The 17167-nt window shown below is 66.6% G+C and carries 13 protein-coding genes; 4 read left to right on the plus strand and 9 right to left on the minus strand.

The window, feature by feature from the left end; genetic code table 11:
• Positions 1-3: 3 nt before the first annotated feature.
• Positions 4-1002, plus strand: a complete 999-nt coding sequence (locus AAHH99_RS22305; protein ID WP_418770646.1) for a peptidylprolyl isomerase — start codon at positions 4-6, stop codon at positions 1000-1002.
• A gap of 4 nt (positions 1003-1006) precedes the next feature.
• Here AAHH99_RS22305 and AAHH99_RS22310 read toward each other — a convergent pair whose 3' ends face one another.
• The 7 genes from AAHH99_RS22310 to yajC form a co-directional block, all read right to left on the minus strand.
• Positions 1007-1300: a DUF4333 domain-containing protein gene (locus AAHH99_RS22310; RefSeq protein ID WP_418770647.1), complete on the minus strand. Its 294-nt coding sequence runs from the start codon at positions 1298-1300 to the stop codon at positions 1007-1009.
• 142 nt (positions 1301-1442) lie between these two features.
• The gene (locus AAHH99_RS22315; RefSeq protein WP_418770648.1) at positions 1443-3797 is read right to left on the minus strand and encodes a RelA/SpoT family protein; all 2355 of its coding nucleotides are present in this window, start codon (positions 3795-3797) and stop codon (positions 1443-1445) included.
• An 84-nt stretch (positions 3798-3881) separates the two neighbouring features.
• Positions 3882-4448: an adenine phosphoribosyltransferase gene (locus tag AAHH99_RS22320; RefSeq protein ID WP_418770649.1), complete on the minus strand. Its 567-nt coding sequence runs from the start codon at positions 4446-4448 to the stop codon at positions 3882-3884.
• Positions 4415-6106, minus strand: a complete 1692-nt coding sequence (locus tag AAHH99_RS22325; protein ID WP_418770650.1) for an ABC transporter substrate-binding protein — start codon at positions 6104-6106, stop codon at positions 4415-4417. Before AAHH99_RS22325 ends, AAHH99_RS22320 begins: the two co-directional genes overlap by 34 nt.
• 4 nt (positions 6107-6110) lie before the next feature.
• A complete protein-coding gene (gene secF / locus AAHH99_RS22330; protein WP_418770651.1) occupies positions 6111-7382 on the minus strand; it encodes a protein translocase subunit SecF in 1272 nt (423 codons plus the stop codon).
• A gap of 3 nt (positions 7383-7385) precedes the next feature.
• A complete protein-coding gene (secD, locus tag AAHH99_RS22335) occupies positions 7386-9242 on the minus strand; it encodes a protein translocase subunit SecD (protein ID WP_418770652.1) in 1857 nt (618 codons plus the stop codon).
• Positions 9243-9321: 79 nt separating this feature from the next.
• Complete coding sequence (yajC, locus tag AAHH99_RS22340; protein ID WP_064415788.1) at positions 9322-9657, minus strand: preprotein translocase subunit YajC; 336 nt, start codon at positions 9655-9657, stop codon at positions 9322-9324.
• A gap of 369 nt (positions 9658-10026) precedes the next feature.
• On the opposite strand from yajC, the gene AAHH99_RS22345 reads away from it, so the two are divergent.
• Positions 10027-11469, plus strand: a complete 1443-nt coding sequence (locus tag AAHH99_RS22345; protein ID WP_418770653.1) for an aminobutyraldehyde dehydrogenase — start codon at positions 10027-10029, stop codon at positions 11467-11469.
• Positions 11470-11483: 14 nt separating this feature from the next.
• On the opposite strand, the gene AAHH99_RS22350 is transcribed toward AAHH99_RS22345, so the two are convergent.
• Together AAHH99_RS22350 and AAHH99_RS22355 are read right to left on the minus strand one after the other, a co-directional pair.
• A complete protein-coding gene (locus tag AAHH99_RS22350; protein WP_418770654.1) occupies positions 11484-11792 on the minus strand; it encodes a hypothetical protein in 309 nt (102 codons plus the stop codon).
• A gap of 248 nt (positions 11793-12040) precedes the next feature.
• Positions 12041-12778, minus strand: coding sequence for a hypothetical protein (locus tag AAHH99_RS22355; RefSeq protein WP_418770655.1), 738 nt, complete (start codon positions 12776-12778; stop codon positions 12041-12043).
• Between the two features lie 73 nt (positions 12779-12851).
• Here AAHH99_RS22355 and AAHH99_RS22360 point away from each other — a divergent pair, with 73 nt between their 5' ends.
• Both AAHH99_RS22360 and car read left to right on the plus strand, forming a co-directional pair.
• Positions 12852-13478 carry a maleylpyruvate isomerase N-terminal domain-containing protein gene (locus AAHH99_RS22360; RefSeq protein ID WP_418770656.1) on the plus strand — a complete coding sequence of 209 codons (627 nt, stop codon included), beginning with the start codon at positions 12852-12854 and terminating at the stop codon, positions 13476-13478.
• Positions 13479-13627: 149 nt separating this feature from the next.
• Positions 13628-17149 carry a carboxylic acid reductase gene (gene car / locus AAHH99_RS22365; protein WP_418770657.1) on the plus strand — a complete coding sequence of 1174 codons (3522 nt, stop codon included), beginning with the start codon at positions 13628-13630 and terminating at the stop codon, positions 17147-17149.
• Positions 17150-17167: the final 18 nt, after the last annotated feature.

The following is a 17167-nucleotide window of genomic DNA, read 5'->3' on the forward strand; positions in this document are numbered from 1 at the left end:
ACCGTGACCGCGCCGCCGCCGTACGGCGGTCCTCCACTGCCGTACGGCTATCCGGCGCAACAGTACCCGTACGGCTATCCGCCACCCAGGCAGACCAACGCGTTCGCGGTCGCGGCACTGGTGTGCGCGTTCGTCTTCGCGCCGCTGGGCATTCTGTTCGGTCACTTGTCGCTGTCGCAGATCAAGAAGACCGGCGAAGAGGGCCGCGGGCTGGCGATCGCAGGCCTGGTCATCGGATACCTGGTCTCGATCCTGACGGTGCTGGTCGTCGTCGTGACCGTGGTTTTTCTCGCGGCGGTGGGCCGCGACCTTGAAAGGCTCGATGGGATGGCCCCCGAAGTGACGGCGACGCCGGGCTTCGCCGTCAACGAGCTTCCGGAATTCGACCCGCCCGCGACGCTCGGCTCGAACTGCCAATACCCGCGCAGCCCCGAACCGTCGAGCAAGCCGGCCAAGCCGCCGCGCACCGGCCGGGTACCGACCGATCCCGCACTCGTCAGCGCCAGCATCACCACCAACCGGGGCAACGTCGGCCTGCAACTGGACAACGCCAAGGCTCCATGCACGGTCAACAGCTTCGCCAGCCTCGCCCAGCAGGGCTTCTTCGACGACACACCATGCCACCGGCTGACGACGGCCGCGCAACTCGGGGTGCTGCAGTGCGGCGACCCCAGCGGCACCGGCACCGGCGGCCCCGGGTACCAGTTCCCGAACGAATACCCGACCAACCAGTACCGGTTGAGCGATCCGGCGCTGCGATCGGCGGTGCGCTATCCGCGCGGGACGCTGGCGATGGCCAACGCGGGCGTCGGCACCAACGGCAGCCAGTTCTTCCTCGTTTACGAGGACTCGCAGCTACCGCCGACGTACACGGTGTTCGGCACAATCGACCAGACCGGCCTGGCGACACTGGACAAGATCGCTGCCGAGGGCGTCGCCGACGGCAGCGCAGACGGTAAGCCCGTCGCCGACGTCGTCGTCGAGTCGATCCGACTGGATTGAGCGACTACTCGGCCGGGGCGGTCTCGATGTAGAACTCGACGTCCTCACCCTCGACCTTGGTCACCCGCATATTCGCGGTGTAGGCGGCACCTTCGGGTCCAGTGAACGTGCACTCGAACTTCGCGCCCTCTTCGGCCTCGACGTCCTCGGGGCACTTCACGTCGGTCGGCGTGAACCCCGTCTGCTCGGAAACCAGGTCGACGACGGACTGCGCAGCAGCTTCGGGCTTGATCGTCGACCCGCAACCGACGAGGGCGACTCCGAGGGAGACGAGAAGGATGACGACGGCTGGCCGCATCGTCGCAGTATCCCAGAATGAGCAAAAATTGACGCGCTTCAGCGGAATTTGCCGCTACGCCGTCTCACGCCGCCTCTGCCCAACTGCGGCTCACGCCGCCTCTGCCCAACTGCGGCTCACGCCGCCTCTGCCCAACTGCGGCTCACGCCGCGGAAGTGACCCGGTAGACGTCGTAGACACCCTCCACATTGCGCACCACGTTGAGCACGTGGCCCAGATGCTTGGGGTCACCCATCTCGAACGTGAACCGACTGACGGCCACCCGGTCGTTGGACGTGGTCACTGACGCGCTCAGAATGTTGACCTTCTCGTCGGCCAACACCCGCGTGACATCCGACAGCAACCGGTGCCGGTCGAGCGCCTCCACCTGAATGGCGACCAGGAACACCGACGAGGGCGACGGTGCCCACTTCACATCAATGATCCGCTCTGACTGCTGCTGCAGCGACCCGGCGTTCGTGCAGTCGGTGCGGTGCACGCTGACCCCGCCGCCGCGGGTGACGAAACCCATGATGTTGTCGCCGGGCACCGGCGTACAACACTTGGCGAGCTTGGTCAGCACACCGGGAGCACCCGGCACGGCCACCCCGACGTCGTCGCTGCTGCGTTGGCGCACCGGCATCGTCGCAGGCGTCGACCGCTCGGCGAGTTCGTCGGAGGCTTCCTCGTCCCCACCGACCTGTGCGACCAGCCGCTGCACCACATGCCGCGCCGAGACATGACCCTCGCCGACCGCGGTGTAGAGCGCCGACACGTCGACGTACCGCAGTTCGCGGGCCAGCGCGCCCATCGACTCGGCGTTCATCAAGCGCTGCAACGGAAGTCCGCCGCGCCGAACCTCACGGGCAATGGCGTCCTTACCGGCTTCCAGCGCCTCCTCGCGGCGCTCCTTGGCGAACCACTGCCGGATCTTGGCCTTCGCGCGCGGCGAAACCACGAAGGTCTGCCAGTCGCGCGACGGTCCGGCGTTCATCGCCTTGGACGTGAAAACCTCGACCACTTCGCCGTTTTCGAGCTTACGTTCCAATGCGACGAGGCGGCCGTTCACCCGTGCACCGATACAGCGGTGACCGACCTCGGTGTGCACCGCGTAGGCGAAGTCGACCGGCGTCGACCCGGTGGGCAGCGTGATGACATCACCCTTGGGGGTGAACACGAAGATCTCCTGCACCGCAAGGTCGTAACGCAGCGACTCGAGGAACTCGCCGGGGTCGGCGGCCTCCCGCTGCCAGTCGAGAAGCTGTCGCATCCACGCCATGTCGTCGATCTCGGCCGACGAGTGCTGGTTGGGAACGGCGTTGCGGCCCTTGGTTTCCTTGTAACGCCAGTGCGCGGCGATCCCCAGCTCGGCCGTCTTGTGCATGTCGTGGGTGCGGATCTGCACTTCCAGGGGCTTGCCCTCGGGGCCGACGACGGTGGTGTGCAACGACTGGTACACGCCGTACCGCGGCTGGGCGATGTAGTCCTTGAACCGCCCCGCCATCGGCTGCCACAGCGAGTGGACCACGCCCAAAGCCGCATAGCAGTCCCGGATCTCGTCGCAGAGGATGCGCACGCCGACGAGGTCGTGGATGTCGTCGAAGTCGCGGCCCTTGACGATCATCTTCTGGTAGATCGACCAGTAGTGCTTGGGGCGGCCCTCCACGATCGCGGTGATCTTCGACGCGTTCAGCGTCGCGGTGATCTCGGCGCGCACCTTGGCCAGGTAGGTGTCGCGCGATGGCGCACGGTCGGCGACCAGTCGCACGATCTCCTCGTACTTTTTGGGGTGCAGGATCGCGAAGGCGAGATCCTCCAGTTCCCACTTGACCGTCGCCATTCCCAGCCGATGCGCAAGCGGCGCAATGACTTCCAGGGTCTCACGCGCCTTGCGCTGCTGCTTCTCGGGCGGCAGGAACCGCATCGTGCGCATGTTGTGCAGCCGGTCGGCGACCTTGATCACCAGCACGCGAGCATCGCGTGCCATCGCGATGATCATCTTGCGGATGGTCTCGCCCTCCGCGGCGGTGCCCAGCGCGACCTTGTCCAGCTTGGTGACGCCGTCGACCAGATGGCCGACCTCGGTGCCGAACTCCTCGGTCAGCGCTTCCAGGGTGTATCCCGTGTCCTCGACCGTGTCGTGAAGAAGCGCCGCGATCAGCGTGGTGGTGTCCATGCCGAGCTCGGCCAAGATGTTGGCGACCGCCAACGGATGCGTGATGTAGGGATCACCCGACCGGCGAAGCTGATCGGCGTGCCGCCGCTCGGCCACCTCGTAGGCCCGCTGCAGCAATTGCAGATTGGCCTTCGGGTAAATCTCCTTGTGGACGGCCACCAGCGGCTCGAGCACGGGGTTGATCGCGCTGCGCTGCGACGTCATCCGGCGCGCCAGCCGGGCTCGGACACGGCGCGACGCGCTCGCGGAGGGCTTCGGCATCTCCAGCGGCTGCGTCTCGGGGATCTGGGCGCCGGGCGGCGCTGACTGCACCGCCTGGCCCGTGCCGGGTTCTTCAGCCATGGTCACCTCCCGGTCTGGTCCTCACGCAAAGCGCTCATCGGTCTCGACGGCTGCATCACAGGCACGCGCCTTCGAGGATATCCCTCAGACGGTGTGCAGCGAGGTGACCGGCAGCGGTTCGAGCGCTTCGCGGCCGCCCAGCGCGGTCAACTCGAGGAGCACCGCGGCGCCCGGCACGGAGGCACCCGCGTTCTGCAGCAGTTTGACCGCCGCAGCCGCGGTGCCGCCGGTGGCCAGCACATCGTCGATGATGAGCACACTGCGGCCGCCGAGGTCGATCCCGTCGGCCGGAATCTCCAGCGTGGCCGTGCCGTATTCGAGCGCATAGGTCTCACTGAACACCGGCGGCGGCAGCTTGCCGCCCTTGCGGATCGCCAACACGCCCGTGCCCAGCCGCAATGCCACTGCCGCACCGAGCAGGAAGCCGCGCGCGTCGATCCCCGCCACCAGGTCCGTGCCGCGGGCGACCTCGGCGAATGCGTCGGTCACCGCGGCCAATCCGTGCGCGTCGGCCAACAACGGGGTGAGGTCCTTGAACGCGACGCCAGGCTCCGGAAAGTCGGGCACCTCGCGCATCATCCTCGCGATCAGCGACGAGATGTCTTCGCCACCGTCACTCACCGGTCCAACACCCAACGGTCCATGTTCCATCCCGCACCCCACCGCGTCGGGTTTGTGCTCACGGCGAACATCTTCTTCGATGTCAGCACCGTCCGCTGCTGCCGGTACAGCGGCAGCGTCGGCATGTCGGCCCACAGCACCGGGCCGCCCTCGCTGAGCAGCCGGGCCATTTCCTTGGGGTCGTTGGTGATCGCGATCGCGGAGATGACCCGGTCCACCTGTGGGTTGGAGTAGCGCGGCAGGTTGTTGCCGTTTCCGGTGTGGAACTGGTAGGCGTCCATCGCCGACGAGCCGGTCGACCCGCTGCCCGCGGCACCACCCGTGCTGGCGATCAGCACGTCGATCTCGTTGTTGCGCAATGACAGTGGGCCCACGGTGTCGCCTGCGGCCTCTTCGACGGTGATGCCGGCGGGCGCACACGACTTGGCGATGGCGCCGACGGTGGCCGCCAGCCGCGCGTTCGGGCTCTGATACCCCATGCGGACGGTCAGGGGGCGTGCGTTGAGCGCGGCGCGGGCGGCGTCTGGGTTGGCGGCGACGAACTGTCCTGGCTCCGGACCGGCCTCGGCCCCGCTGTAGGCATCCTCGGTGGCGGGATTGAGCCGCGAGTTGGCGATGGGCTGCTCGGCGTTGCGGGCGATCACGTCGCGCGGTGTGCAGAGGGCCAGCGCGCGGCGGGCCGGCGGGGCCGCCAAGGGCCCCTCCGGCGCGAAGATCAGCTGTTGGATGCCGGCCGACGGGGCATCGGTTCGTACGTAGTCGTCGGGCATGTTCAGCGTGCCCGACGATCCGGTGGCGATGTCGACGACGTCGTAGGCGCCCTGATTGACGCGCTCCTGGATGTCGGCGCCGCGCGGCCACACGGTGACCTTCTTGGTGACCGGCTCGGCGCCCCACCATTTGTCGTTGGCGACCAGCACGACGGCCCCGTCCTCGGTCACCGATTCCAGCTTGTACGGCCCCGACGAAGGGAACCGCTTCAGGTCGAGATCGGGTTTGAGTTCCCAACCGGTGTTCCAGACCTGGGCGATGCGCTCCACCGCGGCACCGTCATTCTCGAGGATGGCCCGGGTGACTCCGCCGTCGCCGAGACCCAGCTGGTCGGCGATGACGTGCGACGGCATCATCGACGTCGCGGAGAACAGCTGCCCGAAGTCGACGAACCCACGATCGGGCGCGAACGACACCCGCGCCTTCTTCTGCCCCGGCGTGCACTCCACCGTGGCGATATCGCTGTAACCCGCGCGGCTGGCGGCGTCGAAGTTCGGGAACCGCCCGGACTGCGACGCCCACGCCAACACGACGTCGTCGCAGGTGATCGGCTTTCCGTCGGAATACACCGCGTTCGCGTTGACCTCGTAGTCGAGGACCAGCGGTTGCCTGCCAACGACCGAGATGGTTCCGAAGTCGTGATCGCCGACGATCTGGCCGTCGGGTCCGTGATAGTTGAAGCCCGTCAGCACCCGCGCGAACGCCTGCGGACCGGCCGAGGCGGCGCCCGCGACGGTGTTGGTGTTGTAGGTGATCAGCGTGCCGTCGACGGCGTAATCGATGCTGTCGGCGGGGCTGCGCGTGCACGCCGACGCCAACGACGCGGCGAGCACCAGTACGCCCGCCAGGACACCACAACGCCGGATCGGGTTCACTGCCCTCGCGGGTTGTGTGCCCGCCCGCTTGCCGGCGCTCATCTCCCTACCGCCGCCGCGTATCGCGCTTACCCGACGGGCGTCCGGTCCGGCTACTGGTCGGCCGCACCGGGCGTGCCCCTGGCGCGGGCTTGTCCGGCGGCGGAGTGGTTCGCGTCGCAGCGTCGGCACGCGCCGTCGCGGCCGCGCCGACCGTCTCGGGTTCGTCGGAAACCTCGTCGGCTTGGGTGGCGCGTGCCGTCGCGTTCTTACGGCGGTTCATCACCCGGCGGGTGTGGTTGCGCACGAGGTCCGTGCGCTCGCGCAGCGTGACCAGCAGAGGGGTCGCGAAGAAGATCGACGAGTAGGTGCCGACGATGACGCCGACCAACTGCACCAGCGCCAAGTCCATCAGCGTGCCCACACCCAGCAGCCACACCGCCACGACCATCAACGCCACGATCGGCAGCACTGAAATGAGGCTGGTGTTGATGGACCGCATGAAGGTCTGGTTGACCGCGAGGTTGGCGTGTTCGGCGAAGGTGCGTCTCGTGGTGTGCTCGAAGCCGTGGGTGTTCTCCTCGACCTTGTCGAACACGATGACGGTGTCATAGAGCGAAAAGCCGAGAATCGTGAGCAGGCCGATCACCGTGGCCGGGGTGACCTCGAAGCCGACGAGCGAGTACACACCGGCGGTCACCACAAGGTCGAACACCAGCGTCGCCATCGCGGCGATCGACATGTAGCGCTCATAGCGCAGCATGATGTAGACGGTCGCCAGCACGAGGAACACCACCAGCGCGATCAGCGCCTTCTGGGTGATCTGGCCACCCCACGTCTCCGACACCGCGGAATCGCTGATGGCCTGCTTGCTGGGTTGTCCATTCGCCCCCATCGGCTTGAACGCGTCGAACAGCGCGGTGCGCAGCTCCTCGGTCTCCTCGTTGGTCAGCGTCTCGGACCGGATCTGCACGGTGGCCGATCCGCCGCTGCCGACCACGACCACCGACTCGGGGCTCTTACCCAGCGTCTTGCTGAACACGTCCTCGACCTGCTGGACGGTCACGGTGCCCGATTCGGTCGCGGTCGGCATCGACACCTTGGTGCCGCCCTCGAAATCGATGCCGAAGGTGAAGCCGCGCAGCAGCATGCTGAGCAGGCACACCAGCACGATCGCACCGCTGACGGCGTACCACAGCTTGCGCTTGCCGATGACCTCGAAGGCACCGGTGCCGGTGTAGAGGCGGACGAAGAAGCCGTGCTGAGGGGCGGTCGACTCGAGGTTCGGCGCCTCCACGGCGCTGGTCTGCTGTTCTTCGGATGACTGTTTGGGCGCCATATGTCAGTCCCGTCCCGTCGCGTGCGCGGCCGCTCGTCGCTCCCTGGCGATCTGTTGCACCGCACCGAGTCCGTTCAAAGAAGGCTTCGCCAGTGTCGGCGACTTGGACGCCAGATACACCAGCGGCCACGTCACCAGGAAGACCACGACCACGTCGAGGACGGTGGTCAGACCCAGAGTGAACGCGAAGCCCTTGACCTGCCCGACGGCAAGGACGTAGAGCACCGCCGCGGCCAGCAGCGTCACCGCGTTGCCGGACACGATCGTCTTGCGGGCCCTCGCCCAACCGCGCGGCACCGCCGACCGGAATGAACGCCCTTCGCGTATCTCGTCTTTGATGCGTTCGAAGAACACCACAAACGAGTCGGCCGTCATACCGATACCGATGATCAGACCGGCGATACCGGCCAGGTCCAGCGTGTAACCGATCCATCTGCCCAGAAGCACCAGGATCGCGTAAACCATTGCGCCGGAAGCGACCAGCGACAGGGCGGTCAACACGCCCAGCATCCGGTAGTAGAGCAGCGAATAGGCCAGCACCAACGCCAGGCCGACCGCACCGGCGATCAAGCCCGCGCGCAGCGACGACAGACCCAGTGTGGCCGAGACGGTTTCAGCCTCCGACGACTCGAAGGACAATGGCAGCGATCCGTACTTCAGCACGTTGGCCAACTCGCGGGCCGTCTGCTGGGTGAACTGGCCGCTGATCTGTGTGCGCCCGCCCGGGATCGGCTCGCGGATCTCGGGTGCGCTCATCACCTTCGTGTCGAGCACGAACGCGGTCTGCGTTCCAACGTTGGCGGCGGTGAAATCCGCCCAGGTCTTCGCGCCATCGCTTTTGAACTGGACGTCGACGACGTACTCACCGCGCTGCTGGTCGAGACCGGAGGTGGCGTCCTGGATCTGCTCGCCGTTGATGATCGCCTTGTCCAGCAGGTACACCTCGTTGCCGTCCGCCGAGCAGGTGATGAGCGGAAGATTCGGGTCGTCGTTGCCCGCGAGGACGTCCTCCTCGCCGCAGCGCGTGGCCTGGAACTGCAACGCCAGAATCTGGATCTGCTGATCGGTGCTCTGCCGCAACTGCTTCTCGTCGGCGATGCGCTGCGCCAACGGAACGTTTTCCGGTGACGTGGGTGTGGTCGGCGTCGGCTCGGGAGCGTCCGGCGCAGGTGACGGCTGGGGAGCACCCGGCGTGGGTGACTGCGCAGGGCTACCCGGTGCCGGCGTCGGAGGCGGCTCCGGTGCGGGTTGGGCAGGCGGCTCCTGAGGATAGGGACGCGGCTGCGGGGCCGGCGGAGCGGCGGGCTCGGCAGGCCGCTGCTGGCCTGCGGGAGGCTGCTGGCCGGCGGGAGGCTGCTCACCGGCGGGCGCCTCGGTTCCCGGCATACCCGGGATCATCCCGCCCGGCATCCCCGGAATCGGACCGCCAGGAGGCATACCGGCTGGTCCCTCCGTCGGCGGCTGCTGGCCGGGCACCTCGGCGGGCATCACATGCACGACGGGGCGGATGTACAGGCGTGCCGTCTGGCCGAGGCTGCGGGCGTCGCTGCTCTCGCTGCCCGGCACCGTGATGACGAGGTTGTTGCCGTCGATGATCACCTCGGAGCCGGACACACCGAGACCGTTGACCCGGTCGTTGATGATCTGCTGCGCCTGGCTCAACGCTTCGCGGGTGGGCGGCGACCCGTCGGGCGTGCGGGCGGTGAGGGTGACGCGGGTACCGCCCTGCAGATCAATGCCGAGTTTGGGTTCGGCCTCCTTGTCTCCGGTCAGGAAGACCAGGCAGTAGGCGCCGACCAGCAACACCAGAAACAGCGAGAGGTAGCGGGCAGGGTGCACCGGCGTCGAAGACGATGCCACGTTTTGTCAGGTCTCCTCGGAATCGGTTCGTCAGCACCGCAGAGACTACGGGCTTCAGCTGTGAAGATCGCCCGCGGACTCAGCCGTCGGTCTTGGTGTTCGGGCTTTCGGTGAGTTCGGTCGCGGTCGACTCGGGCTCGTCGTCTTCGAACTCGTCGTCGTCAGTGATGCGGTCACGCACCGCGAGCTTCATCCAAGTGGTGACGACGCCCGGGGCGATCTCGAGCTCCACCTCATCGTCAGTGATGCCCTTGATGGTCCCGACCAGACCGGACGTGGTGTGCACGCGGTCATCGATCTGAAGAGATTCATGCAGGTCGATGGTGGCCTGCATAGCTTTCTTCTGTCGGCGGGACGCGAAGAACATGAATGCGCCCAGCACGATGAGCAGGGGAAGGAAGACAACCAAATCCATGGCAACAAAGTCTTTCGTTAGGTCATATGGTCACAGCGCAGCGCGGTCGGGGCGCGCGCCCATAAGTGACCAGTGTGCCATTGCGGGCGTCGGCAGCGACCAGCCCACCGCGATGAGACCGCGAAATCGCCAAGCCGCAAGCACGCTGAGGCACGCCGGGGCACCGGCGGTCAACGGATTTCGTCGTCGTTGCACCGGATGACCGCGGATCACACCGCACTCCCCCGTGGTTATCGATCGGATCGGTGCTGTCTTGGTTAGGCTCTTGCTCGATGAGCACCGTCGAGCAGACCCGGCGTGATCGTGGAGTTCGACGGACAGTCGGCGACGCGCTGCGCTGCCTCCCATCCCGGACGAAGCGAGGATCGAATGGCCAGCGACTTCAAGGTCCAGAACTTCATCGGCGGCGAAAGCGTCGACTCGGTCAGCGGTGCCGCCATGCCGCTGATCGATCCGTCGACCGGTGAGCGGTACGGCACCGCGCCGATCTCCAACGAGGCCGACATCGACAACGCGTACGCGGCCGCGTCGAAGGCGTTCGCCGACTGGAAGCGCGCCACGCCGTCGGTGCGGCAGAAAGCGCTGCTCGACTTCGCCGACGACGTCGAGGCGAGTGCCCAGGCGCTCGTCGAGGCAGAGGGCCGCAATACCGGTAAGCCCAACCACGTCACGATGGCCGAAGAAATTCCCCCGATGGTGGATCAGATCCGCTTCTTCGCGGGCGCCGCGCGGATGCTGGAGGGCAAGTCGGCCGGCGAGTACATGGAGAACCACACGTCGTGGATCCGCCGCGAACCGGTCGGCGTGATCGGGCAGGTCGCGCCGTGGAACTACCCGATGATGATGGCGATCTGGAAGTTCGTGCCCGCGGTGGCGGCGGGCAACACCGTCGTCATCAAGCCCAGCGACACCACCCCGGTGACGACGGTGATGCTGGCCAAGATCGCCGCCAGGCATTTTCCGCCCGGAGTGCTGAACGTCGTTTGTGGAGACCGGGAAACGGGCGCGGCCGTCGTGGCACACCCAATACCGCAGATGGTGTCGATCACCGGTTCGGTCGCCGCGGGCCGTGCGGTGGCGGTCAGCGCGGGCGGACACCTCAAGCGCACGCACCTGGAATTGGGCGGCAAGGCTCCGGTGATCGTGTTCGACGACAGCGACATCGCATCGGCGGCCGAAGGCATCGCGGCAGCGGGCTATTTCAACGCCGGACAGGACTGCACAGCGGCAACGCGCGTGCTCGCAACGGCCCGGGTGGCCACGGACCTCACCGAGGCGCTGGCCGAGCAGGCACGCGCTGCGACGACGACGTACGGCAAGCCCGCCCACGACGAGGACGCGTGGGTGCCGCCGGTGAACAACTCCACTCAGTTGGAGCGTGTGCTCGGGTTCCTGGGAGACGTGCCATCACATGCCTCGGTCGCGGTCGGCGGAGGACGCCAGGGCGACAAGGGCTTCTACGTCGAACCGACCGTGATCGGCGGCCTTCGGCAAGACGACAGGCTGGTTCAGCAGGAGATCTTCGGGCCGGTCATCACCGTGCAGGCGTTCTCCGACGAGGACGAGGCGATCGCGTGGGCCAACGGCACCGAATACGGGTTGGCGTCGTCGGTGTGGACGCGCGATGTGTCGCGCGCGCTACGGGTTTCGGCGGCCCTTGATTTCGGCTGCGTGTGGATCAACACGCACATTCCGCTGGTGGCAGAGATGCCGCACGGCGGGTTCAAGTCGTCGGGCCACGGTAAGGACCTGTCGATGTACGGGTTCGAGGATTACACCCGCGTCAAGCACGTCATGGCCTACACGGGCTGACGTTCCGCACGCGATTAGAAGACTCTGACGCCGATCAGTGTGGCGACGAAGCGGTAGATGTCGTCGACGGTCAGTTCGATGCCGTCGACTTCGACGTCGATCAGGTCGGACAACAGATCGTCGGTCGGCTTCCAGCAACGCTCGGCGATCTTGACGTCGATGTACTGGTACAGCGCCTCTTCGTCGTGCGGCGTCATCGGGCCGCTGGCCAACCGCGCGAACAGCGGCCAGTCCTCTTCCGGGAAGCCGAATGCCTCACACACCGCGGAGGCCGAATTCTGGCGCGCGACAATTGAATCGGTGATACCAGGCCTGTCGGACATGGTTGGCCTCCTGGCAAAGACTGAAGTCACTATCGAACGCCGTTGAGCGAGATCACCGAATGGCGCACATCGGTTGGATTACATAGCCAGGCTAGCTTCTGCCCCGGGTGGCCGGCAGTCATACAGGTCACACGCGTGCGGTGAAACTGGTCGCATGAGCGGACATTTGGGATCTACGTCACCCGCATGGCCCATGGCACGCAAAACGCCCCACAACCTGTGTGGGGCGCTTTGCGATCCGCTAACGCTTACCGGTGTGCGAGCTTGCCACCACGGTGGCCGCGAGAGCGGAACCTGTCAAGCAGGCCGCGGCGACGCGGTTTTGCGGCTTCGGCCGTGGGCCCGATGACCTCGGTTCGCTGCTCCGCCATCGCGGGCTGATCGGCGGCGGGAGCGGTGGTCCCGGTAACTGGGGTGGGCGAGGCCGTCGCGGCCGGAGCCGAAGTGACCGGCGCGCGTTCGTCGGCAACGGTATTCGCGGCGACAGGACGATCCGCCCACTCGACGTCGCGCACGCTTCGCACCGAGATGCGGCCAAGCGCCGCTGCGCCCAGAAACACGATCAGCGCGCCTAGACCGTAGAAGTACGTCAGCTCCAGCGCGATGCGCTTGCCCTCGGCGGCGGCGACCGGCACACCCGCGTCACCCATACCCAACGGGCCGGCCATGGCGCGGCCGATGATGAACCACACGCCACCTGCCACGGCGAGCCACCCGCCGAGCGAGGCCGTCGCACGATTCCGTGACATCAGCAGGAGCAGGCCGCCCACCACGGTCACCACACCCGGCAGTACCTCCAGCCAGCCTCGGCCGGTGGTCCACGTCCAGGCCTGGTCGGGGCTGTACGCGAAGTTGAACAGGGGCCCGATGAAGGGAGCCAGTGCGCCCCAGGCGCCCAGCAGGATCAGCAGAAATCCACTCGTGGCGCCGCGACTGCGCGGCATTCGCAGACGCCCACCACGGGGGTGTACACGCGTATCGGTCATGATGCCTCCTTGGTTGTAAAGCGTGATTACCCAGGCTGGCGATCTATAACCCGCTGTTGGCTAGGTTGGCGCCATGCGACTCGACGGTGATGGAGCCCGCCGCGTCCTGGCCGACGCGTGGGAGCGGTGGGCACGACGGTGCGAGCAGATGACGACGCAAGAGTGGTCGACACCGACGCGTTGCGAGGGCTGGAATGTAGCGGCGCTACTGGCTCACGTCTGTCCTGAACCGTCGATGTTCGACCGTCTCACCGCAGCGGTCATCGATGGACCCGCCGCCGTCGTGGATGCGGCGACCATGTTGCGCCGCTTCAACGAACCCGACGGTGTCGCCAACAGCAACGCCGGAAGCCTTGCCGAGCAAGCGGTTTCGGAGGCCGCCGCGCTGACGCCGCGCACGGCCGCGCAGCGGTTCGTCGAAAGTGCCCGGGTCCTGCGTGCCACGCCGATGCCCGCCGAGACCACAATCGAGTATCCGGTCGTCGGCAGCACAACGCTGGCGGTCGTCGCCGAAACCGCCCTGATGGAGGCGACGGTGCATCTGCTCGACCTCGCCGATGCGGTCGGCGGTGTCGACCCCTCGGCAGAGGCGTTGTGCGCAACCCGGGATCTCTTGATCTGCGTGCCCGATGCGACGTCAGCGGTCGAGGTGCTCGCAGGACGCGCCGCCCCCGCAAGGGCGGTACCGGCGATTCGCTGACCAGGCACGACGAATCCGCGCAGAAGGTACTGCTGTCTTTCACAGCAAGCTCCCAGCCAGGGCGGGAATACTCTTTATATCGCTTATCGATGTTTTTGAAGGACGCAATGGCGCGCCCCGCAGTCCACGTTCGTCCGAAGGATTTCTTGATGACGACTGATACCCGTGAGGCGCGACTCGAGCGCCGTATATCTCATTTGTTCGACACCGACCCGCAATTCGCCGCTGCGCGCCCTCTGGTGAAGATCGCGAACGCGATCGAAGAACCCGGTCTGCCTCTCCCCCAACTGATACAGACGATCTTCGACGGCTACGCGGACCGACCCGCGCTCGGTGAGCGCGCCGTCGAGTTCGTCACCGACCCCGTGACTGGCTACACCTCCGCACAGCTCCTTCCGTGCTTCGACACCATCACCTACCGCGAACTGTCCGAACGTGCCGCAGCCGTCGCCGCCGCATTGAACCAGGCTCCGGTCGAGTCCGGTGACCGCGTGGCCATCGTGGGCTTCACCAGCATCGATTACGTGACCGTCGACTTGGCGCTCATCCATCTGGGAGCGGTCTCGGTGCCGCTTCAGACCAGCGCGGCCGTGGCGCAGTTGCGGCCCATCGTCGCTGAAACCGAGCCTGTCGCGATGGTGTCGAGTGTCGACTTCCTCGACGACGCGGTCGAGCTGATCGCCGACGGCCATGTCCCACAACGCCTGATCGTGTTCGACTACCACCGCGAGGACGACGACCACCGCGCGGCGATCGACGCCGCGACGGCTCGCCTCGACGGCACCGGCGTGCACATCGAGACGTTGACAGACGTTCTCGTTCGCGGCCGTGCGCTGCCCGTCCCTCGGCCCGCCGACCTGGCCCAAAACGATCTCGCGCTGCTGATCTACACCTCGGGCAGTACGGGCGCACCCAAAGGCGCGATGTACCTGCGCGAGATGGTGGCGAACTCCTGGCGTCGCTCGAGCATGGCCATGTGGGGTGGCGGCCCGGCTCTTCCGTCGATCACGTTGAACTTCATGCCGATGAGCCACGTGATGGGCCGCGGCGTCCTTTACGCCACGCTGGGCGCCGGCGGTACCGGGTATTTCGTTGCCAAGAGCGATCTGTCGACACTGCTCGAGGACCTGTCGCTGGTGCGCCCCACCCAGCTGAGCTTCGTCCCGCGGATCTGGGACATGATGTTCCAGCAGTTCCAAAGTGACGTCGACCGCCGCACGGCCGACGGTGTCGATCGCTGGGTCGCAGAGGCCGACGTGTTGGCCGAGTTCCGGCGGCGGCTGCTGGGCGGGCGGTTCATTTCCGCGATGACGGGGTCCGCCCCCATCTCGCCGGAGATGAAGGAGTTCGTCGAATCGCTTCTGGACCTCCACCTGACGGACGGTTACGGATCCACTGAGGCCGGTTCGATATTCGTCGACGGTCAGGTCACCCGCCCGCCCGTCGTCGACTACCGACTGGTCGACGTCCCCGACCTCGGCTACTACCGCACCGACCGCCCGTATCCGCGCGGCGAACTGCTGGTCAAATCGGAGACGATGTTCCCGGGTTACTACAAGCGTCCGGAGATCACCGCGTCGGTGTTCGACGACGACGGTTACTACAAGACCGGCGACATCGTCGCCGAGGTCGGACCGGACCGGTTGGTCTATCTCGACCGGCGCAACAATGTGCTCAAGCTGTCGCAGGGTGAATTCGTCACGGTCGCCAGACTCGAAGCGGCGTTCGGTACCAGCCCGCTGGTTCGCCAGATCTTCGTCTACGGCAACAGCGCTCGCTCCTACCTGCTGGCGGTGATCGTGCCGACCGAGGATGCGCTGGCCGGCTACGACGGCGCTGAACTGAAGCCCGCGATCACTGAATCCCTGCAGGAGGTCGCCAGGACCGCGGGGCTGCAGTCGTATGAGATCCCCCGCGACTTCATCGTGGAGACGACGCCGTTCACGCTCGAGAACGGTCTGCTCACCGGGATCCGCAAACTCGCGCGCCCGACACTCAAGGAGCACTACGCCGATCGACTCGAAGCGCTCTACACCGAACTCGCTGACAGCCAGGCCGCCGAATTGGGGGGACTGCGTCAGCACGGCGCCGAACGGCCCGTCATCGAAACGATCAGCAGGGCCGCGGGTGCCCTGCTCGGCGCCACCGCGACCGATCTGCAGCCCGACGCGCACTTCACCGACCTCGGCGGTGATTCCTTGTCGGCGTTGACTTTCGGCAACCTGCTGAACGAGATCTTCGACATCGAGGTGCCCGTCGGCGTCATCGTCAGTCCGGCCAGTGACCTGGCCGCGCTCGCCGCCTACGTCGAGTCCGCGCGCGAACCGGGTTCCAAGAGGCCGACATTCGCCTCGGTGCACGGCCGTGACGCCACCGAGGTCCATGCGAGTGACTTGACATTGAACAAGTTCATCGACAACAGCACTCTGGCCGCTGCGCCCGCGCTGCCCGGTCCGAGCACCGAGGTGCGCACGGTGCTGTTGACCGGCGCGACCGGCTTCCTGGGCCGCTATCTGGCGCTGGAGTGGCTCGAGCGGATGGCGATGGTGGGCGGCAAGGTGATCTGCCTGGTGCGCGCGAAAGACGATGCGTCGGCGCGCGACCGGCTGGACCGGACGTTCGACTCGGGCGATCCCCGATTGCTGCGTCACTACCGGGAATTGGCCGCCGATCATCTCGAGGTCATCGCCGGCGACAAGGGTGAGGCCGACCTCGGCCTCGATCGTCAGACCTGGGAGCGGCTCGCCGACACCGTGGACCTGATCGTCGATCCGGCCGCATTGGTCAACCACGTGTTGCCCTACAGCCAGTTGTTCGGGCCCAACGCCGTCGGCACCGCCGAGCTGATCCGTATCGCCGTGACGACGAGGATCAAGCCGTTCGTCTATGTGTCGACGATCGGTGTCGGCGCGGGCATCGCGCCCGGACAGTTCACCGAGGACGGCGACATTCGGCATATCAGCCCGGCGCGCAGGGTCGACGACAGCTACGCCAACGGCTACGGCAACAGCAAGTGGGCCGGTGAGGTGTTGCTGCGCGAGGCCCACGATCTGTGCGCGCTGCCGGTCGCGGTGTTCCGGTGCGACATGATTTTGGCCGACACCACATACGCCGGTCAGCTCAACGTGCCGGACATGTTCACGCGGTTGATTCTGAGCCTTGTCGCGACCGGCATCGCGCCGTTCTCGTTCTACGAGGTTGACGAGGACGGCAACCGCCAACGCGCGCACTACGACGGGCTTCCCGTCGAGTTCATCGCCGAGGCCATCTCGGCGCTGGGTGCGCAGGTCGGCCATGACGGCGAACCGGGTTTCGAGACGTACCACGTCATGAACCCCTATGACGACGGAATCGGGCTCGACGATTTCGTCGACTGGTTGATCGATGCGGGTCACCCGATCGAACGCGTCGGTGACTACGCGGCGTGGCTGCAGCGGTTCGACACCGCGATCCGCGGGTTGCCCGAACGACAGCGGCAGGCGTCGCTGCTCCCGCTGCTGCACAACTACCAGCGCCCGGAGACGCCGATCCGGGGTTCGATCGCTCCGACGGAGCGGTTCCGCACGGCGGTACAGGACGCGAAGATCGGCCCGGACAAGGACATTCCGCACGTGACGCGCGAGGTCATCGTCAAGTACGTCACCGATCTGGAGCTGTTGGGGCTGCTGTAGACGACGTCGAGCGTGCGG

The organism is Mycobacterium neumannii, from assembly GCF_048452905.1.
GTDB lineage: Bacteria > Actinomycetota > Actinomycetes > Mycobacteriales > Mycobacteriaceae > Mycobacterium > Mycobacterium neumannii_B.